The sequence below is a fragment of the Hyphomicrobiaceae bacterium genome, assembly GCA_041397645.1.
GTDB lineage: Bacteria > Pseudomonadota > Alphaproteobacteria > Rhizobiales > Hyphomicrobiaceae > Hyphomicrobium_B.
Window position 1 is genome coordinate 150,517 of the sequence record JAWKWE010000005.1, and the last position, 17,080, is coordinate 167,596.

Consider the following 17,080-nt stretch of genomic DNA (forward strand, 5'->3'; position numbering starts at 1 on the left):
GCGAAGTGGAAACACGATGGAACAGCCTGCGTGGATGGCTGCGGCCTGGGCGGAGTATGGCGTGCGCGAAACACCAGGTGCCGGCAACACGCCGAGCGTGCTCGCGTACTACAAAGAAGCGGGTCGCGCCGATATCAAGCAGGACGCGGTTGCCTGGTGTGCGGCCTTCACCGGCGCAATGCTGGCACGCGCCGGAATGAAAGGGACCGGATCTCTGCTTGCCCGCTCCTATCTTGATTGGGGTACGACGCTGGAGGCAGGTCGTATCGGAGCGGTGGCCGTATTGAGCCGGGGAGCTGATCCTGGCGCCGGCCATGTCGGATTTGTCGTTGGCCGGAACCACAAAAGCCTGTTTCTGCTGGGCGGAAATCAGGACGACAGCGTTTCAGTCGCACCTTTCGATGCAGGCCGATTACTTGGATATCGTTGGCCGAACGAGGTGCTCGGAGAGGGAGCTTTCCCAACATCGCCAGCGGATCTCCCATCAGCCTCGCACGATGCCGCGACTGAGACGATCTTTGCCGCCGCTCTTGCGCATGTCCTCGAAATGGAAGGTGGCTTTTCAAACGATCCCTATGATCCGGGCGGTCCCACCAATCGCGGCATCACCTTGGAAGTATTTGCGCGCTATCGCGGGGTAGCACTGGAGACATCATCGCGTGCGGGGCTCATTGAAGAGCTGAAGCGGATATCCGATGACGCTGTCGCAGAGATCTATCGCACGCGGTATTGGCAGCCGGGATGTTGTGGGATATTGCCGCCGCCGCTCGCGCTGTTCCACTTTGATGCTTGCGTCAATCACGGCGTTGCAGGAGCGGCGCGACTGCTTCAACGGGCTGTCGATGTAGATGTCGATGGAGAGATTGGTCCGCGCACGCTGGCAGCTGTCGGCGCGCGCCAGCCTCTCGCGGTTGTCGCCGCATACGCGGATCTGCGCCGCCAACGCTACCGCGCTCTGCCGCACTTCTGGCGCTTCGGCCGGGGCTGGCTTGCGCGGGTCGATGCGGGTGAAGCGCAAGCCGCCAGACTCGCAAGTTCCACCAATCTGCCAAGTGCGACCAGCGCGTCCGCAGAACAGTCCGCCGCGCCGCTGCCAAATCGTGCGGCGGCTGAGCCTTCAAACCCAATTTCAGGCAAAGGAGAACGAACCATGGAACCGATCACCTATCCCGACACGTCAGACAATCAATCGTCCGCCAAGTGGTGGGGGCACTCCAAGACAATTTGGGGGGCGATGATTACGGCGGTGGCAACTCTTGCTCCCGTGTTGGGCCCTCTCGTTGGGATCGACCTGTCCGGCGATGTCGTACGCCAGATTGGCGAGCAGGGGGCGAGTGCTATTCAAGCCGTCATGGCGCTTATTGGCACGTTGCTCACGATCTACGGACGTGTCACGGCCGTCAGCCAACTGTCACGTCGTGATCTCAGTCTGAAACTTTAGGCTCGTCGGAGCCGTTCATGCCGGGTTCAGCAGTAGTGCGTTTTACTTTGGGGATGAATAATATTCTTCGACGGATTATCGGCGCTGGCGCCTGCGCCGGAGCAGGGGCGCTGTTGCTCCTTTCAGCGTCGGATTCGACGCTGGCTGGCGATGAACGCTGCTTATCTGACTGGGGGGCGGCCGGGTCGATCGTGCGCGAACATGGTTTGCGCACCGTTGAGCAATTGGCCGAAGACAAGAAAGATCGCGGCGTGGGCCGGATTGTGCAGGTAAAACTGTGCCTGGCGGGCGTTCGCTACGTCTATCGCCTGGTTGTGCGCGATCCGTCCGGTTCGCTGAAAAACATGGAGGTGGACGCAAAGCCGTCTGCCGCGCCGGCCAAGTGATCCCCGGAAAAATTGCCGGAAATAAAGGGACCCTAGAAATTCTCGGTGCAGTGCCATTATAAGGAACGCCGATACATCAATAGCAATGGGCCATGAACCGTGCGCGCACTCGTCGTAGAGGATGACAAGGATCTCAATCGTCAGCTCGTCACTGCCATGGGCGATGCGGGCTTTGCCGTGGATACCGCCTTTGATGGCGAGGAGGGTTACTTCCTCGGCGATACCGAGCCCTACGATGTCGTGATCCTCGATATCGGCTTACCCAAGATGGACGGTATTTCGATCCTGGAGCAATGGCGGAGATCGGATCGCAACATGCCGGTGATTATTCTGACCGCGCGTGACCGGTGGAGCGACAAGGTCACCGGAATGGATGCTGGTGCCGACGACTACCTCGCCAAGCCGTTCCATATGGAGGAGTTGCTGGCGCGGGTGCGCGCGCAGGTGCGGCGTGCCTCGGGCCATGCCAAATCTGAAATCGAGTGCGGCCCGCTGCGCCTTGATACCAAATCGGCGCGTGTGACCTTCGAGGGCCAGCAGGTCAAATTGACATCCCACGAATTTAGACTGCTTGCCTATCTCATGCACCATAACGGTCGTGTCGTGTCGCGCACGGAGCTGGTCGAGCATCTCTACGATCAGGACTTCGACAGAGATAGCAACACTATCGAGGTGTTCATCGGTCGGTTGCGCAAGAAAATTCCAGGCGACATCATCCAGACCGTTCGCGGCCTAGGCTATCGGTTGAGCCAGGACGGCGATGCGGCGTAACTCGCTCGCCTTCCGATTGTTTGCGACTTCGGTTGCGTGGACGCTGCTGGTGCTGCCGCTGGCGGGCTATCTGATCTACAATCTTTATCGCAACGACGTGCAGACGTCGTTTGACATCCAGCTGAAAAAGCTGCTGACCGTGCTGACGCTCGACAGCATGAATACGAACGGCGATGAGCCTGTTCGTCCAAACAACCAATATGAGCCGCTGTTTGAAGTGACGCATTCTGGTTGGTATTGGCAAATTCAGCCGATAGATGGTGCTCCCGGACGGCGACTTGTCTCGCCCTCGCTTGCGAGTGAAGTTCTCCCCTCTCCCTATCAGAAGAAGTTTCCGACCGACGATACCGGCACGCGGTGGTCAAACGTTCCAGGGCCTGGCGGTCAGTCGATCCGAACGTTAGAGGTGATCGACTCGCCCGGGCACGATCCCGACAAGACGAAATATTCAATCATTGTTGCCGGTCCGCTGGATTGGCTCGACTCGACCGTGGCAAAGTTCCGCAATCGTCTCACGACTGCTCTGGCTTTGGTCGGTCTGGGGCTGCTCGGAGTGACGCTTGTTCAAGTTCGTTTCGGCTTGCTGCCGTTACGTCGGATTGAAAAGGGGCTTGCGCTGATCCGGTCGGGTGACGCCCAGAAACTTGCCGGCCGCTTGCCTGCCGAAATCGAGCCGCTGCAGAGCGAGCTTAACGCGCTGATACAATCCAACATGGATGTCGTGGAGCGTGCGCGCACGCAGGTCGGAAATCTGGCACATGCCCTGAAGACGCCGCTTGCCGTCATCACAAACGAGGCGCGCGAGGATAAAGGCGCGTTTGCTTCGAAGGTTGCCGAACAGGCCGGAATAATGCGCGAGCAGGTGTCCCACTATCTCGACCGTGCCAGGATGGCGGCCAGCGCGGGCACGCTGGGGCGAGTGACGCCCGTTGAGCCGACGGCGGAACCTCTCGTGCGCGCTTTGGAACGCATCAACCGCGACAAGGGCGTTACGATCAGCATGACTGTAGCTCCTGGCGCGAAGTTTCAGGGAGAAAAGCACGATCTTGAGGAGATGCTTGGCAATCTGCTCGACAACGCCTGCAAGTGGTCGGGCAAGCGCGTCTATCTCACCGTCACCGTGGCGGCGTCCGCCGAGCCGGGACAATCGGGCCGTCGGCTGAAGGTGGCTGTCGAGGACGATGGTCCAGGCGTGTCGCCGGAGCAGCGGGCCAAAATCGGCAAACGCGGGATGAGGCTCGATGAGAGCAAGCCGGGCACGGGCCTAGGACTTTCGATCGTCGGCGATCTAGCAACATCCTACCGTGGCTCTATGCGGCTCGATGCATCCGAGCACGGCGGCCTTTTGGTGGTTCTCGACCTTCCAGCGGCCTGATGTGTTGAAATATTGCGTTTTTTCGGGTTCGGCGGGTGAGGCTGGTGCGCCGCACGAAGCACCTTTCCCCATAAACGCCCGAATCGGGAAGTGAAACCGCCTTGCCGCTTGCACAATCTGAGGTTAGCGGTCTGAAAACGGGGGCTATCCGCGAGGGCCAGACTACGCTCGCGGCAGGGATTTTCACGAGGTGCGCTATGCGCTTTTCGCGCTTTGCTTTGCTGGCTGCATTTGCTGCGGCACTTGCCGGATGCGGCCCTAATGGACCCAACAAGTCCGATACGGGCCTTGTGCTTGGCGGTGTGGCCGGTGGCATTGTCGGCAATCAGATCGGAAAAGGACGTGGCAATGTGCTGGCCACGGTGGCGGGCGCTGTGGTCGGCGGCATCATTGGCAGCGAGATCGGCCGTAACATGGACCAGCGCGACCGTGAGCTTGCGCAGGCCGCTGAATACGACGCCTTGGAACGCGGTAATTCCGGCGTTCCACGTAAGTGGAACAATCCAGATAATGGCCGCTATGGCGAAGTCGTGCCGAGCAAACCATACAAACGTGGCGGCGAAGATTGCCGCGACTTCACGCACACGGTCTATATTGACGGCAAGCCGGAGCAGATGCGTGGCACTGCCTGCCGCAGCCCGGATGGAACCTGGCAGAACGTCGGTTAATTTCGCAAGTGTCATTACAGCCTGCCAAGTCAACCAGCGGCGGGACAATTTTCCGCGACACAAGCGTCTTTTCGCTGACGCATCACTTGCACTTCCAGGGGTAGGTGCCTATTGGCTTCATCCGAGCCGATTGGGATTGCCTGAATGATTTTCTGGATTTTGGTGGCGGCACTTTCAGCCCTGGTGACCTTCTGGATCACGAGGCCGCTTTTGCGTGCGGCACCTCCTGCGGCTGCTTCCAACGCTGCGGATGTTGCTGTCTATAAAGATCAGTTGGCAGAGATCGAGGCGGACCTCGCCCGTGGGCAGTTGAGCGAGGCGGAAGCGGAGTCGGCGCGCGCGGAGGTCTCACGCAGGCTCATCCGCTTGCCAGATATCGACGAGCCCGCGAAGTCTGAATCGACAAGCCAAGAGCGCTCTTCGTATCGTACCATCTATACGATCGCCACGGTCGCCGTTCCGGTTTTTGCTCTTGTGATTTATCTTGCCTACGGTACACCCGGAATGCCCGGCGCGCCGCTGGCCGAGCGCTTGGCAACCGCACCCGATAAAGCGACGCCAGCCGATCTAGTCGCCAAAGTGGAAGCGCGTCTGCGCGCCGCGCCTAATGATGGCAAGGGCTGGGATGTCATCGCGCCAGTGTACGCGTCGCTGGGGCGCTTTGACGACGCGGTTGAAGCCTACGCCAACGCCATTCGCCTTCTAGGCGAAACGCCCAAACGTCTGGAGGGCATGGCCATCGCGGATATTCGCGGAGCCAATGGTATCGTTTCCAAGAAGGCGCGCGCCGCGCTTGAAAGAGCCAAAGAGCTTGCTCCTGACAGTACTGAGCCGCGACTTTGGCTTGCCTACGCGAAAGAGCAGGACGGCGACATCGCTGGCGCGATTGCGGATTACAAAGCCTTGCTCGCCAAGGCGCCTGAGGATGCCGCATGGCGGGCACCCGTTACTGAGCGGCTAAAGCAATTGGAGGCGCAGGCATCCGGCTCATCCGGCAAACCGGCCGCGCAAGCCGACACGTCGCCGACGGCCTCTGGAGACGGCAAGGCAAGTTCGGGGAGCCAGCCTGAAAGTGCGGTCGCCGCCCTGCCGGCCGAGCAACGCGCCATGATCGATCAGATGGTCGCGCGCTTGGCAGGAAGGCTGAAGGAGAACGGCAACGATCTCGAAGGCTGGTTGAAGCTAATGCGTGCCCTCAAGGTGCTAGGTCGCGACGCCGAGGCCACGACGGCGCTATCGGATGCGCGCAAGCAATTTGCCGGAGACAGCAAGGCGTTGGAAGCGATCGATGGCCTTGCAAAATCGCTGGGACTGGGGTCCTGACGCTTTGTTAAGTTTGAAGCGTTAGCGCGCCGGCACATATATATTCGAGGCGTCATTTAATGACGCTCAAGAAGAGGTAAAGGGATGACACGCAAACAGCGGCGAGGCGTCATAATCGGAACAGGCGTCGCCATTTTAAGCGTCGCGGCCATTCTCGTGCTGTTTGCTTTGAAGGATTCAATCGTCTTCTTTCATACGCCGAGTGATCTTGTCGAAGAGCATGTTAAGCCCGGACAGCGCATCCGGCTCGGCGGGCTGGTGGCCTCTGGATCGGTGAAGCGGGGCGAGGGCACGCATGTGACTTTCACGGTGACCGACACGTTGAAGGATGTTCCGGTGACGTATAATGGCGTGCTTCCTGATCTGTTCCGCGAAGGGCAGGGCGTCGTCGCGGAAGGTGCGCTCGATGACAAGGGTATTTTTACGGCCGATAGCGTGCTCGCCAAGCACGACGAGAATTACATGCCCAAGGAGGTTGCAGACTCCTTGAAGGCGAAAGGCGTGAAGCTTGGCGAGGGGGCGAGCCACCCTTCGGCCCAAAACTGAGCTCAATGGCAAAGCAGAAGCGAGAGATGCCGATATGATCGTAGAGCTTGGACATTTCGCATTGGTTCTGGCGCTCGTCGTTGCCGGCGTGCAGATGATCGTTCCTGCTTTGGGCGCGTCTCGACGCGATCAGCGCTTGATGAACGTCGCCGAACCGGCGGCCCTGGCGCAACTTCTGCTTCTTATATTGGCCTTTGCGGCGTTGGTGCACGCCTACGTGGTATCCGATTTCTCGGTCCAAAATGTTGCCGCCAATTCGCATTCGACGAAGCCGCTCATCTATAAGATTTCCGGCGTGTGGGGAAATCATGAAGGCTCGATGCTGCTATGGGTCTTGATCCTCGCGCTGTTTGGTGCTGCCGTAGCCGCGTTCGGCAATAATCTCCCGCCCACTCTCAAGGCGCACGTGCTTGCAGTGCAGGCCTCGATCGCGCTTGCCTTCTTGTTGTTTCTCGTTACGACGTCTGACCCCTTCATGCGAGTTTATCCGCCGCCTGCCGATGGCAACGGATTGAACCCGATCCTGCAGGATCCAGCGCTCGCGTTTCATCCACCTTTCCTTTATACAGGCTACGTCGGTTTCTCGATTGCCTTCTCGTTTGCCATTGCCGCATTGATCGAGGGCAGGATTGATGCCGCATGGGCGCGCTGGGTGCGTCCCTGGACCCTTGCCGCCTGGATGTTTCTGACGATCGGCATCGCCATGGGATCGTGGTGGGCCTACTACGAGCTGGGCTGGGGCGGCTGGTGGTTCTGGGATCCGGTCGAGAACGCTTCGTTCATGCCGTGGCTCGCAGGTACGGCACTGCTCCACTCTGCACTTGTCATGGAGAAACGCGAAGGTTTGAAAGTTTGGACGGTGCTGTTGGCCATCCTGACGTTCTCGCTTTCGCTGATGGGTACTTTCATCGTGCGTTCGGGTGTTCTCACCTCGGTCCACGCTTTCGCTGTCGATCCCAAACGCGGTGTTTTCATTCTCGCCATTCTGATGCTGTTCACTGGCGGCGGATTGGCGCTATTTGCGCTGCGAGCGAAGGAGTTGCGACAGGGCGGTCTGTTCTCCCCCATCAGCCGCGAAGGCGCTTTGGTATTGAACAACGTGCTGCTGGTAACGGCAGCTGCGACGGTGTTCGTCGGAACGCTTTATCCTTTGGCGCTTGAAGGCCTGACAGGGGACAAGATATCTGTCGGCGCGCCGTTCTTTAACATGACGTTCGTGCCGCTCATGGTGCCGCTTCTCTTGGTATTGCCGATTGGTGCGGTTCTTCCCTGGAAGCGAGGCGATCTTTTCGGCGCTATGCAGCGCCTGTGGCTTGCGGCCCTGGCGGCGGTTATCGCAGCCATAGCGACGTTTGCGTTGTCGGGTGCCAAGGCGTCGCTCGCACCATTTGGAATTGCGATCGGTGTTTGGGTGATGGTCGGCGCCATTTGTGAATGGCTTCTGCGAACCAAATTCTTCGAGGCAAGTCGGGAAGAATTTGTGCGGCGCGCGCGCAACCTGCCGCGGTCTGCGTACGGGACGCTGTTGGCCCATTTCGGCGTCGGCATGATGGTAGTTGGGATTGTGGCGACGAGCGCCTATCGCGAGGAACATGTCCTCGTGATGAAGCCGGGAGATAAGATCGAAGTAGCTGGATATGATGTCACTTTCAAAGAATCGTCTCGTGACCTCGGCCCCAATTATCGCGAAGAACTCGCAATCTTCACCGTCATGCGTGGCGGTGAGTTTGTGACGCAGTTGGCACCGGCCAAACGGATCTACGATATGCCGCCGCAGCCGACCACGGAAGCAGGAATTCACAATTCGTGGCGCGGTGATCTCTACATCGTCATCGGAGACCAGCAGCTCGAAGGAGGCGGTTACGCGGTGCGCCTCTACTTCAACCCCCTTGTGCGGTTTATTTGGATCGGTGCGCTGATCATGTTCCTTGGCGGCGCAGCCTCGCTATCCGATCGCCGCCTGCGGATTGGCGCGCCGATCCGCGGGAGTTCGAACAAGGGAGCGGTGGCTGCATGAAGGTGCGCCTGTACCATGCTACTCGCACCGTGCGATCGGCGTTGTTCGCGATGTTCGCCGTGGCGATTGGATTAGCGGGCTCGCTTCCCGCTGATGCAGTTCAACCCGACGAGATACTTTCCGATCCCGCGCTGGAGGCGCGTGCGCGGGCAATCTCGTCAGAGTTGCGCTGCCTTGTGTGTCAGAACCAATCAATCGACGACAGCAACGCGCCATTGGCTCGAGATCTGCGCCTTCTGGTTCGCGAACGGCTCAAGGCAAACGATACCGACCAACAAGTGCGCGACTACATCGTGGCGCGCTATGGTGATTTTGTTCTGCTGAAACCGCCGTTCAACGCAGAAACGTTGGTCCTGTGGCTGACACCACTTCTCGTACTGCTCGGGGGGATCTGGTTGGCGCGCCGCGCGACGTTCAAGTCGACGGAGAACGCCGCTGCCGCGCCCGCCGGAGCGCCGCTGAGTGCGCAGGAAATGGCCCGCCTAGAACAAATCCTGAAGAAAGAAGGCGAAGAAGCCTAGGGACGTGGTGTCTGCTGTCCTACAGCGACGGTCGCAGCAAACGCATCGACGGCCTTGCGGAACTGCGAGACCGGCACCGCCGTGTTGGCGATCGCTTCGCTTGTCGGTTCATCCGAGTGAGCCGTTGAACTGAGGTTCGTGCTCGGCGGCGAAATAACGTAAGTGCCCACATTGATGCCGACGACTTCGGGCCCGGCCGCTCCATCGCGCAGCATAGGCGAGCCAGACGAGCCAAGTCCTGTGTCGCAGGTATGCAGGAGGATCGCATTCGCGTTTGCGAAGTCCAGGGCGATCGTCTCAGCCCGCACTTGAGGAAAGCTCCGCGACATAGCGCACGGCGCCCCTACCACAAGGTGGTCAGCTGCGAGGTCGCGATGCATTGCGACTTGATAGATGTTCCCCTTTGCCGCCTGAGCCTCGATGTCTTTGCGCGATAACGCGCTCATCGCCAGTCCGCCAGCTGTGCAGACTGGCTTTGACAGTCGGGCCACGGCCCAATCGCGTTCCGCCGCGATCGGCGGCCGGATGCGCAGTCCAGTCGTGCCCGCGCGAATAGAGCGTCGTACTTCCTTGCGTGTAGACCCCAGTAGCGGGGATGAGCGAAGCTGCATGTTCTCTCCCCCGACGTTGAACGTCACTCGCGAAAGGTCGGGCCCTTGCTGTTCTTGTGTACCAAGCAGGCAGTGACTGGCGGTCGCGATGGTGTCAGGGGCGACACAGAATGCCGTGCAGAAATTCGAGCGTCCAATCGAGAGGACACCGATCTTGTCACTCAAGCTCCGGGCGCGGGATGCAGGCAAATCGCGACGGTCGTCGGTGCCGAATACGGCGACAGGCTGTATTTGCGTTTCCGCTTTGGAATGCGCTACCGGCCAAGTCGGACCTGCGGCGGCAGCGCTTGTGACACTGCAAAGGTTCGCGGCGGCCATGAGACAACTGAGGGTCGCGTTCCAGAATGAAGCGGGATTGACCGGCTTTGGGAATATTTGGCGTTGCAGCATGGCGGAAGGGGCCTTTCTGCCGACACTCGAAAGGCAATCCGAGGGCCTGACATTACCAACTGTTAAGGACGCCGAAATGCTGCGGTAATCCGAACTCCAGTAACTCCGCTTGTTAAGGCAGGAATTGCCCCTTTTTGAGATGAGCAGGAGGTTCTTGGATGCTCGACACTCCACGTATCGCGGCCTTGGATGACACACGGGGAGCAAAAGGCGGGCCAAAGCGCTTGCGCCGTGCGCCTATCGCCCTCTCGGTTCTAGCGGCTATGGTTACGGCTGGCATTTTCTGGAGCGGCGCCGACGTTCCGCGCGCCCATGCAGAGGCCAATGCGGCTGCGACGATCGACACGCCTTACGGCCGTGCGCCGCTTTCATTTGCGGACCTCGTGGACAAGGTAAAACCGTCGGTCGTTTCGATTTCGGTGGTCAATGATGGTGGCGCGGCGAAAGTCGCCGAGCGCGGCAAAGGGTTCGCTATCCCTGAATTGCCCGAAGACCACCCACTTCACGACTTCTTCAAGAATTTGCCCAAGGAGTTCGGTCAGGGCGAAGGCGGCGCACCGCGCGCGCATCCCGTGCAAGCGCAGGGTTCGGGCTTCGTCGTATCCGAAGACGGATTCGTCGTGACGAATAATCACGTTATCGACGGCGCTACCAAGATTCAGGTGCAGTTCGATCTTGGTGAGAAATATGATGCCAAGTTGGTCGGTACCGATCAGCGCACGGACATTGCGCTCCTGAAAATCGAGAACGCAAAGACGACGTTCCCCGCTGTGAAACTTTCAAAGAAGCAGCCGCGCGTTGGTGACTGGGCCTTGGCTGTTGGCAATCCCTTCGGCCTCGGTGGCACAGTGACTGCGGGCATCGTGTCAGCTCTGGCGCGTGACATTGGCTCTGGCCCGTACGACTACCTTCAGATTGACGCGGCCGTGAACCGCGGCAATTCGGGTGGTCCTACTTTCAACCTCGATGGCGAAGTCATTGGCGTCAACACCGCGATCTACAGCCCGTCTGGTGGGAACGTGGGTATTGCATTCGCGGTGCCAGCCAACACGGTCAGCGACGTTGTTGAGCAGCTGAAGAAGGGCGGATCGGTAAGCCGCGGTTGGCTCGGTGTGAAGATCCAGAACGTCGATGACGACACTGCGGCCAGCCTTGGCCTGACGGAAGCACGAGGCGCGCTGGTCAGCGAAGTAACAGCGGGTGGTCCTGCGGCTTCTGCCGGCATCAAGACACAGGATGCCATCCTTCAGATCAATGCGGACAAGATCGCCGACAGCCGCGACCTTGCTCGTAAGATTGCAGAGTTCTCTCCCGATACGACGGTCGACGTCAAAGTCTGGCGTGGCAACGAAGAGAAGTTGATCAAGGTCAAGCTGGGTCTCTTCCCCAATTCGACCGACCCGATGAAGCCCGTCGAGGAGGAAAAGCCCGCTAAGTCGTCGCTCGACTTGAGCCAGCTCGGAGTGACCCTGATGCCCGCGCGTTCGGGCGATGAACAGGGCGTGGTGATCGCAGAGGTTGATCCGTCTTCGGACGCGGCCGAAAAGGGCCTCAAGCCCGGCGACATCATCCTGGAGATCTCCGGCGATACGGTTGCCGACCCGAAAGACGTGGTATCCGGCGTCAAGAAGGCCCAGGAACTGAAGCGCTCCGCCGTGCTGCTGCACGTCAAGTCGGGGGATCAGAAACGGCTCGTGGCGGTCCTGCTCAAGGACAAAAAGGGTTAAGGAACTACGAGCAATAGATGTCATCCGGGGCGGCCGGCTCAGTTCCTGCGGTAAGTGTCCTCGCAGAAATTGACCGGCCGCCTCGACGTTTTGCAAACGGAAGATTACATTGCAACGGCAGTAATCCAATGATGAGACAAGGCAGCTACGACAACATGCGCGTTCTTGTGATCGAAGACGACCGTGAGACGGCGCAGTTTCTGCAGAAGTCGCTCAAGGAAAATGGTCATACGGCAGATCTTGCCGGCGACGGAGAGAGCGGGCTTTCGCTTGCTGAAGAAGGGAACTACGACGTTCTCATCGTCGACAGGATGCTGCCGCGACTCGATGGGCTTTCCATCATCAAATCTCTGCGCACCAAAGGCAACCGGACACCTGCGCTGATCTTGTCGGCGCTCGGCGAAGTCGATGATCGCGTCAAGGGGCTGCGCGCAGGCGGCGACGACTATCTGACGAAGCCGTACGCTTATTCGGAGCTGCTTGCGCGTGTCGAGGCACTAGGCCGCCGGGCGGTTCCGGAAGAGCAGCAGACGCGCTACGTCGTTGGCGATCTTGTGCTCGACCGTCTGTCTCATCGTGTCACGCGCAACGGCGAGCAGATCCTGCTCCAACCGCGAGAATACCGGCTGCTTGAGTATCTCATGCAGCATGCCGGACAGGTCGTGACGCGCACGATGCTTCTTGAACACGTGTGGGATTATCACTTCGATCCGCAAACGAACGTGATCGACGTGCATATCTCGCGGCTAAGAGCCAAGATCGACAAGAGCTTTGACAAGCCCTTGCTGCATACTGTGCGCGGGGCAGGATATACGATCCGTGACGGACCTCTTTGAGCGGCTTGCCAAGGTCTTCAGGGCCAGCGTATTCCGTCTTGTTGCGACGGCGGTTGCGCTGTTCGTGCTTATCGCTGCGGCTCTGGCAGGCTTGCTGTTCTGGCAATCCAACAACGTTCTGACGGAGCAGGTTCTCGTCGGCGTGAAGGCGGAAGCGGAAATCATGCGCCGCGAAGCTGCCAAAGGCGAAGACGCGCTGTTGGCAGCGGTCGCTGCTGTTTCCCACCCTGAAGGCCCAGGGCTCTACTTCCTAGCTGACGCTGACGGCAACAAGCTCGCGGGCAATCTTAATCGGTTGCCGCCTGAATTTGCTTCTAGCCCGCAAGGCGGCGTGTTTGTGTACGCCCGCGATCATGATGCTAGCGCGCCGGGCCGACTTGCTGTCGCTATCCCCGTCCATGTAGGCAGCGGACTAAGTCTATTCGTCGGTCGAGATATCGAAGATCAGCGCCGTTATGCCGACAGCGTGCGTCATGTATTTCTCATCGGGTTCGGTGCGCTGTCGATCCTCGGACTTCTTGGAGGCCTTGCGGTCAGCCGTTTCATTCTCGACCGGATGGACGAGATCAGCCACACCGCCCGTTCAATCATGGAGGGGGACTTGGCGCGACGCATTCCGGTGCAAGGCACCGGCGGCGAGCTTGACCGGCTATCTCAGAACCTCAACGAAATGCTCGACAGGATCGAGGGGCTGATGCGCAGCCTTCGCGAGGTCTCCGACAATATCGCTCACGATCTCAAAACACCTCTCAACAGGCTGCGCAACGCAGCCGAAGCGGCGTTGATGGATGCGCGCGGCGAGGAGGCGTATCGCGAGGGGCTTGAGAAGACCATCGAGAAGGCGGACGAGCTTCTAAAGACCTTCAACGCGCTTCTATTGATTGCACGGCTTGAAGCAGCACCGCTACAGGACAGCCTGGAGGAGTTCGATCTGTCGCGTGTGGTTGAGGACGTCGCGGAACTCTACATCCCTGCCGCCGAAGAGAGCGGATTTGTTTTGAGTGTCGAGGTCGGCGGTGGTCCGATCATCCGCGCCAACCGCCAGCTTATCGGGCAGACCGTAGCCAACCTCATCGATAATGCCATCAAGTACTCTCGCATGTCTGGCCCTGGCAGCGCGATTACTGTGCGTGCCGGCCCGCTCCCACAGGGCGGTGCCATAATCTCCGTCAGCGATCGAGGCCCGGGGATTCCAGCCAAGGACCGCGAGCGCGTGTTGCGCCGGTTCGTCCGCCTGGAGGAGAGCAGAACGCAACCTGGCACGGGGCTTGGTCTTTCATTGGTTGCGGCGGTGGCGCGGCTCCACGGCGGAGAACTGTCGCTTGAGGACAATGAACCAGGACTTCGTGCCGTTCTACGCTTGCCTGAACGTGTCGTTATCGGCCAAGAACGATGTGTGACCGGTGACGAGGTACTGACGGAAGGCGAAGCCAAGGATGGGGCACGAGAAGCAGGCGCTATGGGAGCGTATCACTGAGACGCCGTTTGCGCCTGAGGGTGGAAACGGGTGGCAGCGCCTGTCCGAGTTTCAGGCCGAAGTAGGGTCCACGGATCGGAGCGAATTGTTCCGTCTGCTCGACAAGCCCAAGGTTCGCGGTCTTTTCGCTGGAATTTTCGAAAGCTCTCCGTACCTTTCCACGCTCATCACGCAGAACCCTGCGCGCGTCGAGCGCCTTCTCAGCACAGTGCCCGAAGCTGAATGGGTCCGTCTTTGCTATGCGCTCCAGGCCAGCATGGCTCTGGCGAGCGACGCAGGAACCGCCAAGAAGACATTGCGCGTCTATAAGAATGAGATTGCTCTGCTGACGGCGCTTGCCGATCTTGGAGGCGTGTGGCCGGTGATGACGGTCACGGATGTTCTTTCTCGCGCTGCGGACGCAACGGTCGCCTCGTCAGTCCGCTATCTTTTCTCTCGGGCTTGCGAGGGCGGCAAATGGCGCTCCCCTGATCCCACTCGGGCTGAGGTCGGCTCCGGTTACTTCATTCTTGCGATGGGCAAGCAGGGTGCATACGAACTGAACTATTCCAGCGACATCGACCTGATCGTCTTTTTCGATCGAGAACGCTCCAGGCTGGTTGGAGATGGCGATCTTCAATCCTTCTTAGTACGACTGACGCGCGATCTCGTGTCGTTGATGGAGGAACGCACACCTGATGGCTATGTCTTCCGCACAGATTTGCGTTTGAGGCCCGACGCCGGGGCAACGCAGGTGGTGCTGTCTACGGTCGCGGCACATGGCTATTACGAAACGGTGGGACAGAATTGGGAGCGCGCGGCCATGATCAAGGCCCGCGTGTGCAGCGGAGACATTGAGGCCGGCGAGATCTTTCTGGATGAATTGAAGCCGTTTGTTTGGCGCAAGTATCTCGATTATGCGGCGATTGCGGACGTGCACGCCATGAAACGCCAGATCCATGCTCACAAGGGCATCGGGGAGATCTCCATTCTCGGGCAGAACATCAAGCTCGGGCGCGGCGGAATCCGCGAGGTGGAATTCTTCGTGCAGACACAGCAGCTGATTGCGGGCGGACGCCAGAATGATCTGCGCGTTCGCGATACACTCGGCGCTCTTCATGCTCTGCAACAGCGCGGATGGGTGCAGGTCAACGTCGCAGCCGACATGGAGAAAGCCTATCTGTATTTGCGGCGGCTTGAGCACAGGTTGCAAATGGTCGCTGATGAGCAGACGCAGGAAATGCCATCCACACAACAGGGCCTGGAGCAGATCGCACATTTCTGCGGGCATGCGGATACAGCGTCGTTCTCCGAGGAATTACGTACTGTTCTTAAAACGGTCGAACGGCATTATGCAGGTTTGTTTGAGGATGCGCCCGAGCTGACCAGCGCCGGGACCAACATGGTCTTTGCGGGAGCTACGGACGATCCGAAGACGATCGAAGAACTCAAGAAGCTGGGCTACTCACAGCCTGAGCAAGTGCTCGCCATCGTGCGCGGCTGGCATCATGGGCGCACGCCCTCGGTACGCTCACCGCGCGCGCGCGAACGGCTGACGGAAGTTCAGCCGCTGTTGATCGCCGCCTTGGCCGATACGGTGGAGCCGGACGCGGCCATCGCCAGCTTCGATCGCTTTCTGGCTGAGCTGCCATCCGGCGTTCAGTTGTTCTCGCTCTTGAAGGCCAATCCTTCGCTGATACGGCTGATCGCCGATATTATGGGAACGACACCGCGCCTGTCGCGGATCTTGTCGACACGCCGGCGTCTGCTCGACGCGGTGCTCGATCCACAAGCGCTCCAGTCTGCGACGGATCGCGAAGAGATAGATCGAATTCTGCAATCGGAATTTGCCGAAGCCCGCCGTATGGCGGAGGGTGATCCTATGCAGGACATTCTGGATTGCGCGCGTGTCATAGGTGGCGAGCAGGGGTTCCTCATTGGCGTGCGGATTTTGACGGGCAGTATTTCCGCCGATGAGGCGGGTGCCGCTTACGCACTGGTCGCGGAGCGAATGGTTGCGGCTCTACTCGCCGAGGTCTGTCAGGAACTTGAGCGTGAGCATGGCAAGGTTCCCGGCGGTGGCGCCGCTGTGATCGCGATGGGCAAACTCGGCGGGCGCGAGATGACCGCATCGTCCGACATCGATCTCATTCTTGTCTACGACTATGAGGAAGGTGCCGCGCAGTCGGATGGACCAAGGCCGTTAGCACCGAGCCACTACTATACGCGTGTGACGCAGCGCCTGATTACGGCTCTATCCGCACCGACTGCCGAGGGTACGCTCTACGAGGTGGATATGCGGCTGCGTCCATCCGGCCAGAAGGGCCCCGTCGCGACGAAGCTTTCCGGCTTCGTCTCCTACCAGATCTCGGAGGCGTGGACCTGGGAGCACATGGCGATGACGCGGGCACGGGTGATCGCTGGCGATGCTGATGTCGTCAATCGCGTGCAGGAGGCAATTCTCGAAGTGCTGAAGGCGCCCAGGGACCGCGAAAAGGTTGCCACTGATGTACGCGAGATGCGCGAGCGGATCGCTTCGGAGAAGGGTACTGACAAGATTTGGAACTTGAAGCAGGTGCGCGGTGGGCTCGTCGATCTCGAGTTTATTGCCCAGTATCTGCAACTCGTTGGTGCCGCCAAACACCCCGAAATCCTCGATCAAAACACGCTAATTGCCCTGGACAAGCTCTCGCGCGCGGGTGCGTTGAGCACTGCCGATGCTGCGGACCTCATCAGCTCCGGCCGGTTGTTGCACGACTTGACCCAGATCGTCCGGCTGAGCCTGGATCAGGCGTTCGATCCCAAGAATGCTCCAGCAGGACTAAAGGCGCTGCTGGCCAGGGCGGTCGAAAAGCCCGACTTCGAGGCGGTCGAAAACGACCTTAAATCCGCGCTGGACAAGGTGAAATCGGCTTTTGATCGGCTTGTCGTATAACGGCGCGACGGATGTTGCGAATTTCTGCGTTAGATCGGACAGGAACGTGAAGATGGTAGCCGGTTGGGTGAGATGGG

General features: G+C 59.6%; 14 protein-coding genes. 13 read left to right on the forward strand and 1 reads right to left on the reverse strand.

The window, feature by feature from the left end; genetic code table 11:
• Positions 1 to 16: 16 nt before the first annotated feature.
• From R3D51_14570 to R3D51_14610, 9 genes are all read left to right on the forward strand, one after another.
• Positions 17 to 1,441: a TIGR02594 family protein gene (locus R3D51_14570; GenBank protein ID MEZ5900705.1), complete on the forward strand. Its 1,425-nt coding sequence runs from the start codon at positions 17 to 19 to the stop codon at positions 1,439 to 1,441.
• A gap of 17 nt (positions 1,442 to 1,458) precedes the next feature.
• Entirely contained in the window at positions 1,459 to 1,827 is a 369-nt protein-coding gene (locus tag R3D51_14575) for a hypothetical protein (protein MEZ5900706.1), read from the forward strand.
• Between the two features lie 99 nt (positions 1,828 to 1,926).
• Positions 1,927 to 2,598, forward strand: a complete 672-nt coding sequence (locus R3D51_14580) for a response regulator transcription factor (GenBank protein ID MEZ5900707.1) — start codon at positions 1,927 to 1,929, stop codon at positions 2,596 to 2,598.
• Positions 2,588 to 3,973: a sensor histidine kinase gene (locus R3D51_14585; protein MEZ5900708.1), complete on the forward strand. Its 1,386-nt coding sequence runs from the start codon at positions 2,588 to 2,590 to the stop codon at positions 3,971 to 3,973. Before R3D51_14580 ends, R3D51_14585 begins: the two co-directional genes overlap by 11 nt.
• 197 nt (positions 3,974 to 4,170) lie before the next feature.
• Positions 4,171 to 4,641, forward strand: coding sequence for an RT0821/Lpp0805 family surface protein (locus R3D51_14590; GenBank protein ID MEZ5900709.1), 471 nt, complete (start codon positions 4,171 to 4,173; stop codon positions 4,639 to 4,641).
• Between the two features lie 144 nt (positions 4,642 to 4,785).
• Complete coding sequence (ccmI, locus tag R3D51_14595; GenBank protein MEZ5900710.1) at positions 4,786 to 5,964, forward strand: c-type cytochrome biogenesis protein CcmI; 1,179 nt, start codon at positions 4,786 to 4,788, stop codon at positions 5,962 to 5,964.
• 84 nt (positions 5,965 to 6,048) lie between these two features.
• Positions 6,049 to 6,510 (forward strand): cytochrome c maturation protein CcmE, encoded by a 462-nt coding sequence (ccmE, locus tag R3D51_14600; GenBank protein ID MEZ5900711.1) that lies wholly within the window; start codon positions 6,049 to 6,051, stop codon positions 6,508 to 6,510.
• 34 nt (positions 6,511 to 6,544) lie between these two features.
• The gene (locus tag R3D51_14605) at positions 6,545 to 8,527 is read left to right on the forward strand and encodes a heme lyase CcmF/NrfE family subunit (protein ID MEZ5900712.1); all 1,983 of its coding nucleotides are present in this window, start codon (positions 6,545 to 6,547) and stop codon (positions 8,525 to 8,527) included.
• 50 nt (positions 8,528 to 8,577) lie between these two features.
• Positions 8,578 to 9,048: a cytochrome c-type biogenesis protein gene (locus tag R3D51_14610; GenBank protein ID MEZ5900713.1), complete on the forward strand. Its 471-nt coding sequence runs from the start codon at positions 8,578 to 8,580 to the stop codon at positions 9,046 to 9,048.
• Here R3D51_14610 and R3D51_14615 read toward each other — a convergent pair.
• A complete protein-coding gene (locus R3D51_14615; protein MEZ5900714.1) occupies positions 9,045 to 10,049 on the reverse strand; it encodes a trypsin-like serine protease in 1,005 nt (334 codons plus the stop codon). The genes R3D51_14610 and R3D51_14615 overlap by 4 nt on opposite strands.
• 158 nt (positions 10,050 to 10,207) lie before the next feature.
• On the opposite strand from R3D51_14615, the gene R3D51_14620 reads away from it, so the two are divergent.
• From R3D51_14620 to R3D51_14635, 4 genes are all read left to right on the forward strand, one after another.
• Complete coding sequence (locus R3D51_14620) at positions 10,208 to 11,776, forward strand: Do family serine endopeptidase (protein ID MEZ5900715.1); 1,569 nt, start codon at positions 10,208 to 10,210, stop codon at positions 11,774 to 11,776.
• Between the two features lie 155 nt (positions 11,777 to 11,931).
• The gene (locus tag R3D51_14625; protein ID MEZ5900716.1) at positions 11,932 to 12,612 is read left to right on the forward strand and encodes a response regulator transcription factor; all 681 of its coding nucleotides are present in this window, start codon (positions 11,932 to 11,934) and stop codon (positions 12,610 to 12,612) included.
• A complete protein-coding gene (locus tag R3D51_14630; GenBank protein ID MEZ5900717.1) occupies positions 12,596 to 14,089 on the forward strand; it encodes a HAMP domain-containing sensor histidine kinase in 1,494 nt (497 codons plus the stop codon). The genes R3D51_14625 and R3D51_14630 overlap by 17 nt, the downstream gene beginning before the upstream one ends.
• On the forward strand, positions 14,049 to 17,003 hold the full coding sequence (locus R3D51_14635; GenBank protein MEZ5900718.1) for a bifunctional [glutamine synthetase] adenylyltransferase/[glutamine synthetase]-adenylyl-L-tyrosine phosphorylase: 2,955 nt from the start codon (positions 14,049 to 14,051) through the stop codon (positions 17,001 to 17,003). The genes R3D51_14630 and R3D51_14635 overlap by 41 nt, the downstream gene beginning before the upstream one ends.
• The last annotated feature ends 77 nt before the right edge of the window (positions 17,004 to 17,080 follow it).

Excerpts from the sequence above, each read along its gene's own strand:
- R3D51_14635 (MEZ5900718.1), top strand. The coding sequence starts at position 14,049 with ATGGGGCACGAGAAGCAGGCGCTATGGGAGCGTATCACTGAGACGCCG.
- ccmE (MEZ5900711.1), top strand. The coding sequence starts at position 6,049 with ATGACACGCAAACAGCGGCGAGGCGTCATAATCGGAACAGGCGTCGCC.
- R3D51_14610 (MEZ5900713.1), top strand. The coding sequence starts at position 8,578 with ATGTTCGCCGTGGCGATTGGATTAGCGGGCTCGCTTCCCGCTGATGCA.
- R3D51_14620 (MEZ5900715.1), top strand. The coding sequence starts at position 10,208 with ATGCTCGACACTCCACGTATCGCGGCCTTGGATGACACACGGGGAGCA.
- R3D51_14585 (MEZ5900708.1), top strand. The coding sequence starts at position 2,588 with ATGCGGCGTAACTCGCTCGCCTTCCGATTGTTTGCGACTTCGGTTGCG.
- R3D51_14605 (MEZ5900712.1), top strand. The coding sequence starts at position 6,545 with ATGATCGTAGAGCTTGGACATTTCGCATTGGTTCTGGCGCTCGTCGTT.
- ccmI (MEZ5900710.1), top strand. The coding sequence starts at position 4,786 with ATGATTTTCTGGATTTTGGTGGCGGCACTTTCAGCCCTGGTGACCTTC.
- R3D51_14625 (MEZ5900716.1), top strand. The coding sequence starts at position 11,932 with ATGCGCGTTCTTGTGATCGAAGACGACCGTGAGACGGCGCAGTTTCTG.
- R3D51_14570 (MEZ5900705.1), top strand. The coding sequence starts at position 17 with ATGGAACAGCCTGCGTGGATGGCTGCGGCCTGGGCGGAGTATGGCGTG.
- R3D51_14615 (MEZ5900714.1), bottom strand. The coding sequence starts at position 10,049 with ATGCTGCAACGCCAAATATTCCCAAAGCCGGTCAATCCCGCTTCATTC.
- R3D51_14590 (MEZ5900709.1), top strand. The coding sequence starts at position 4,171 with ATGCGCTTTTCGCGCTTTGCTTTGCTGGCTGCATTTGCTGCGGCACTT.
- R3D51_14575 (MEZ5900706.1), top strand. The coding sequence starts at position 1,459 with ATGCCGGGTTCAGCAGTAGTGCGTTTTACTTTGGGGATGAATAATATT.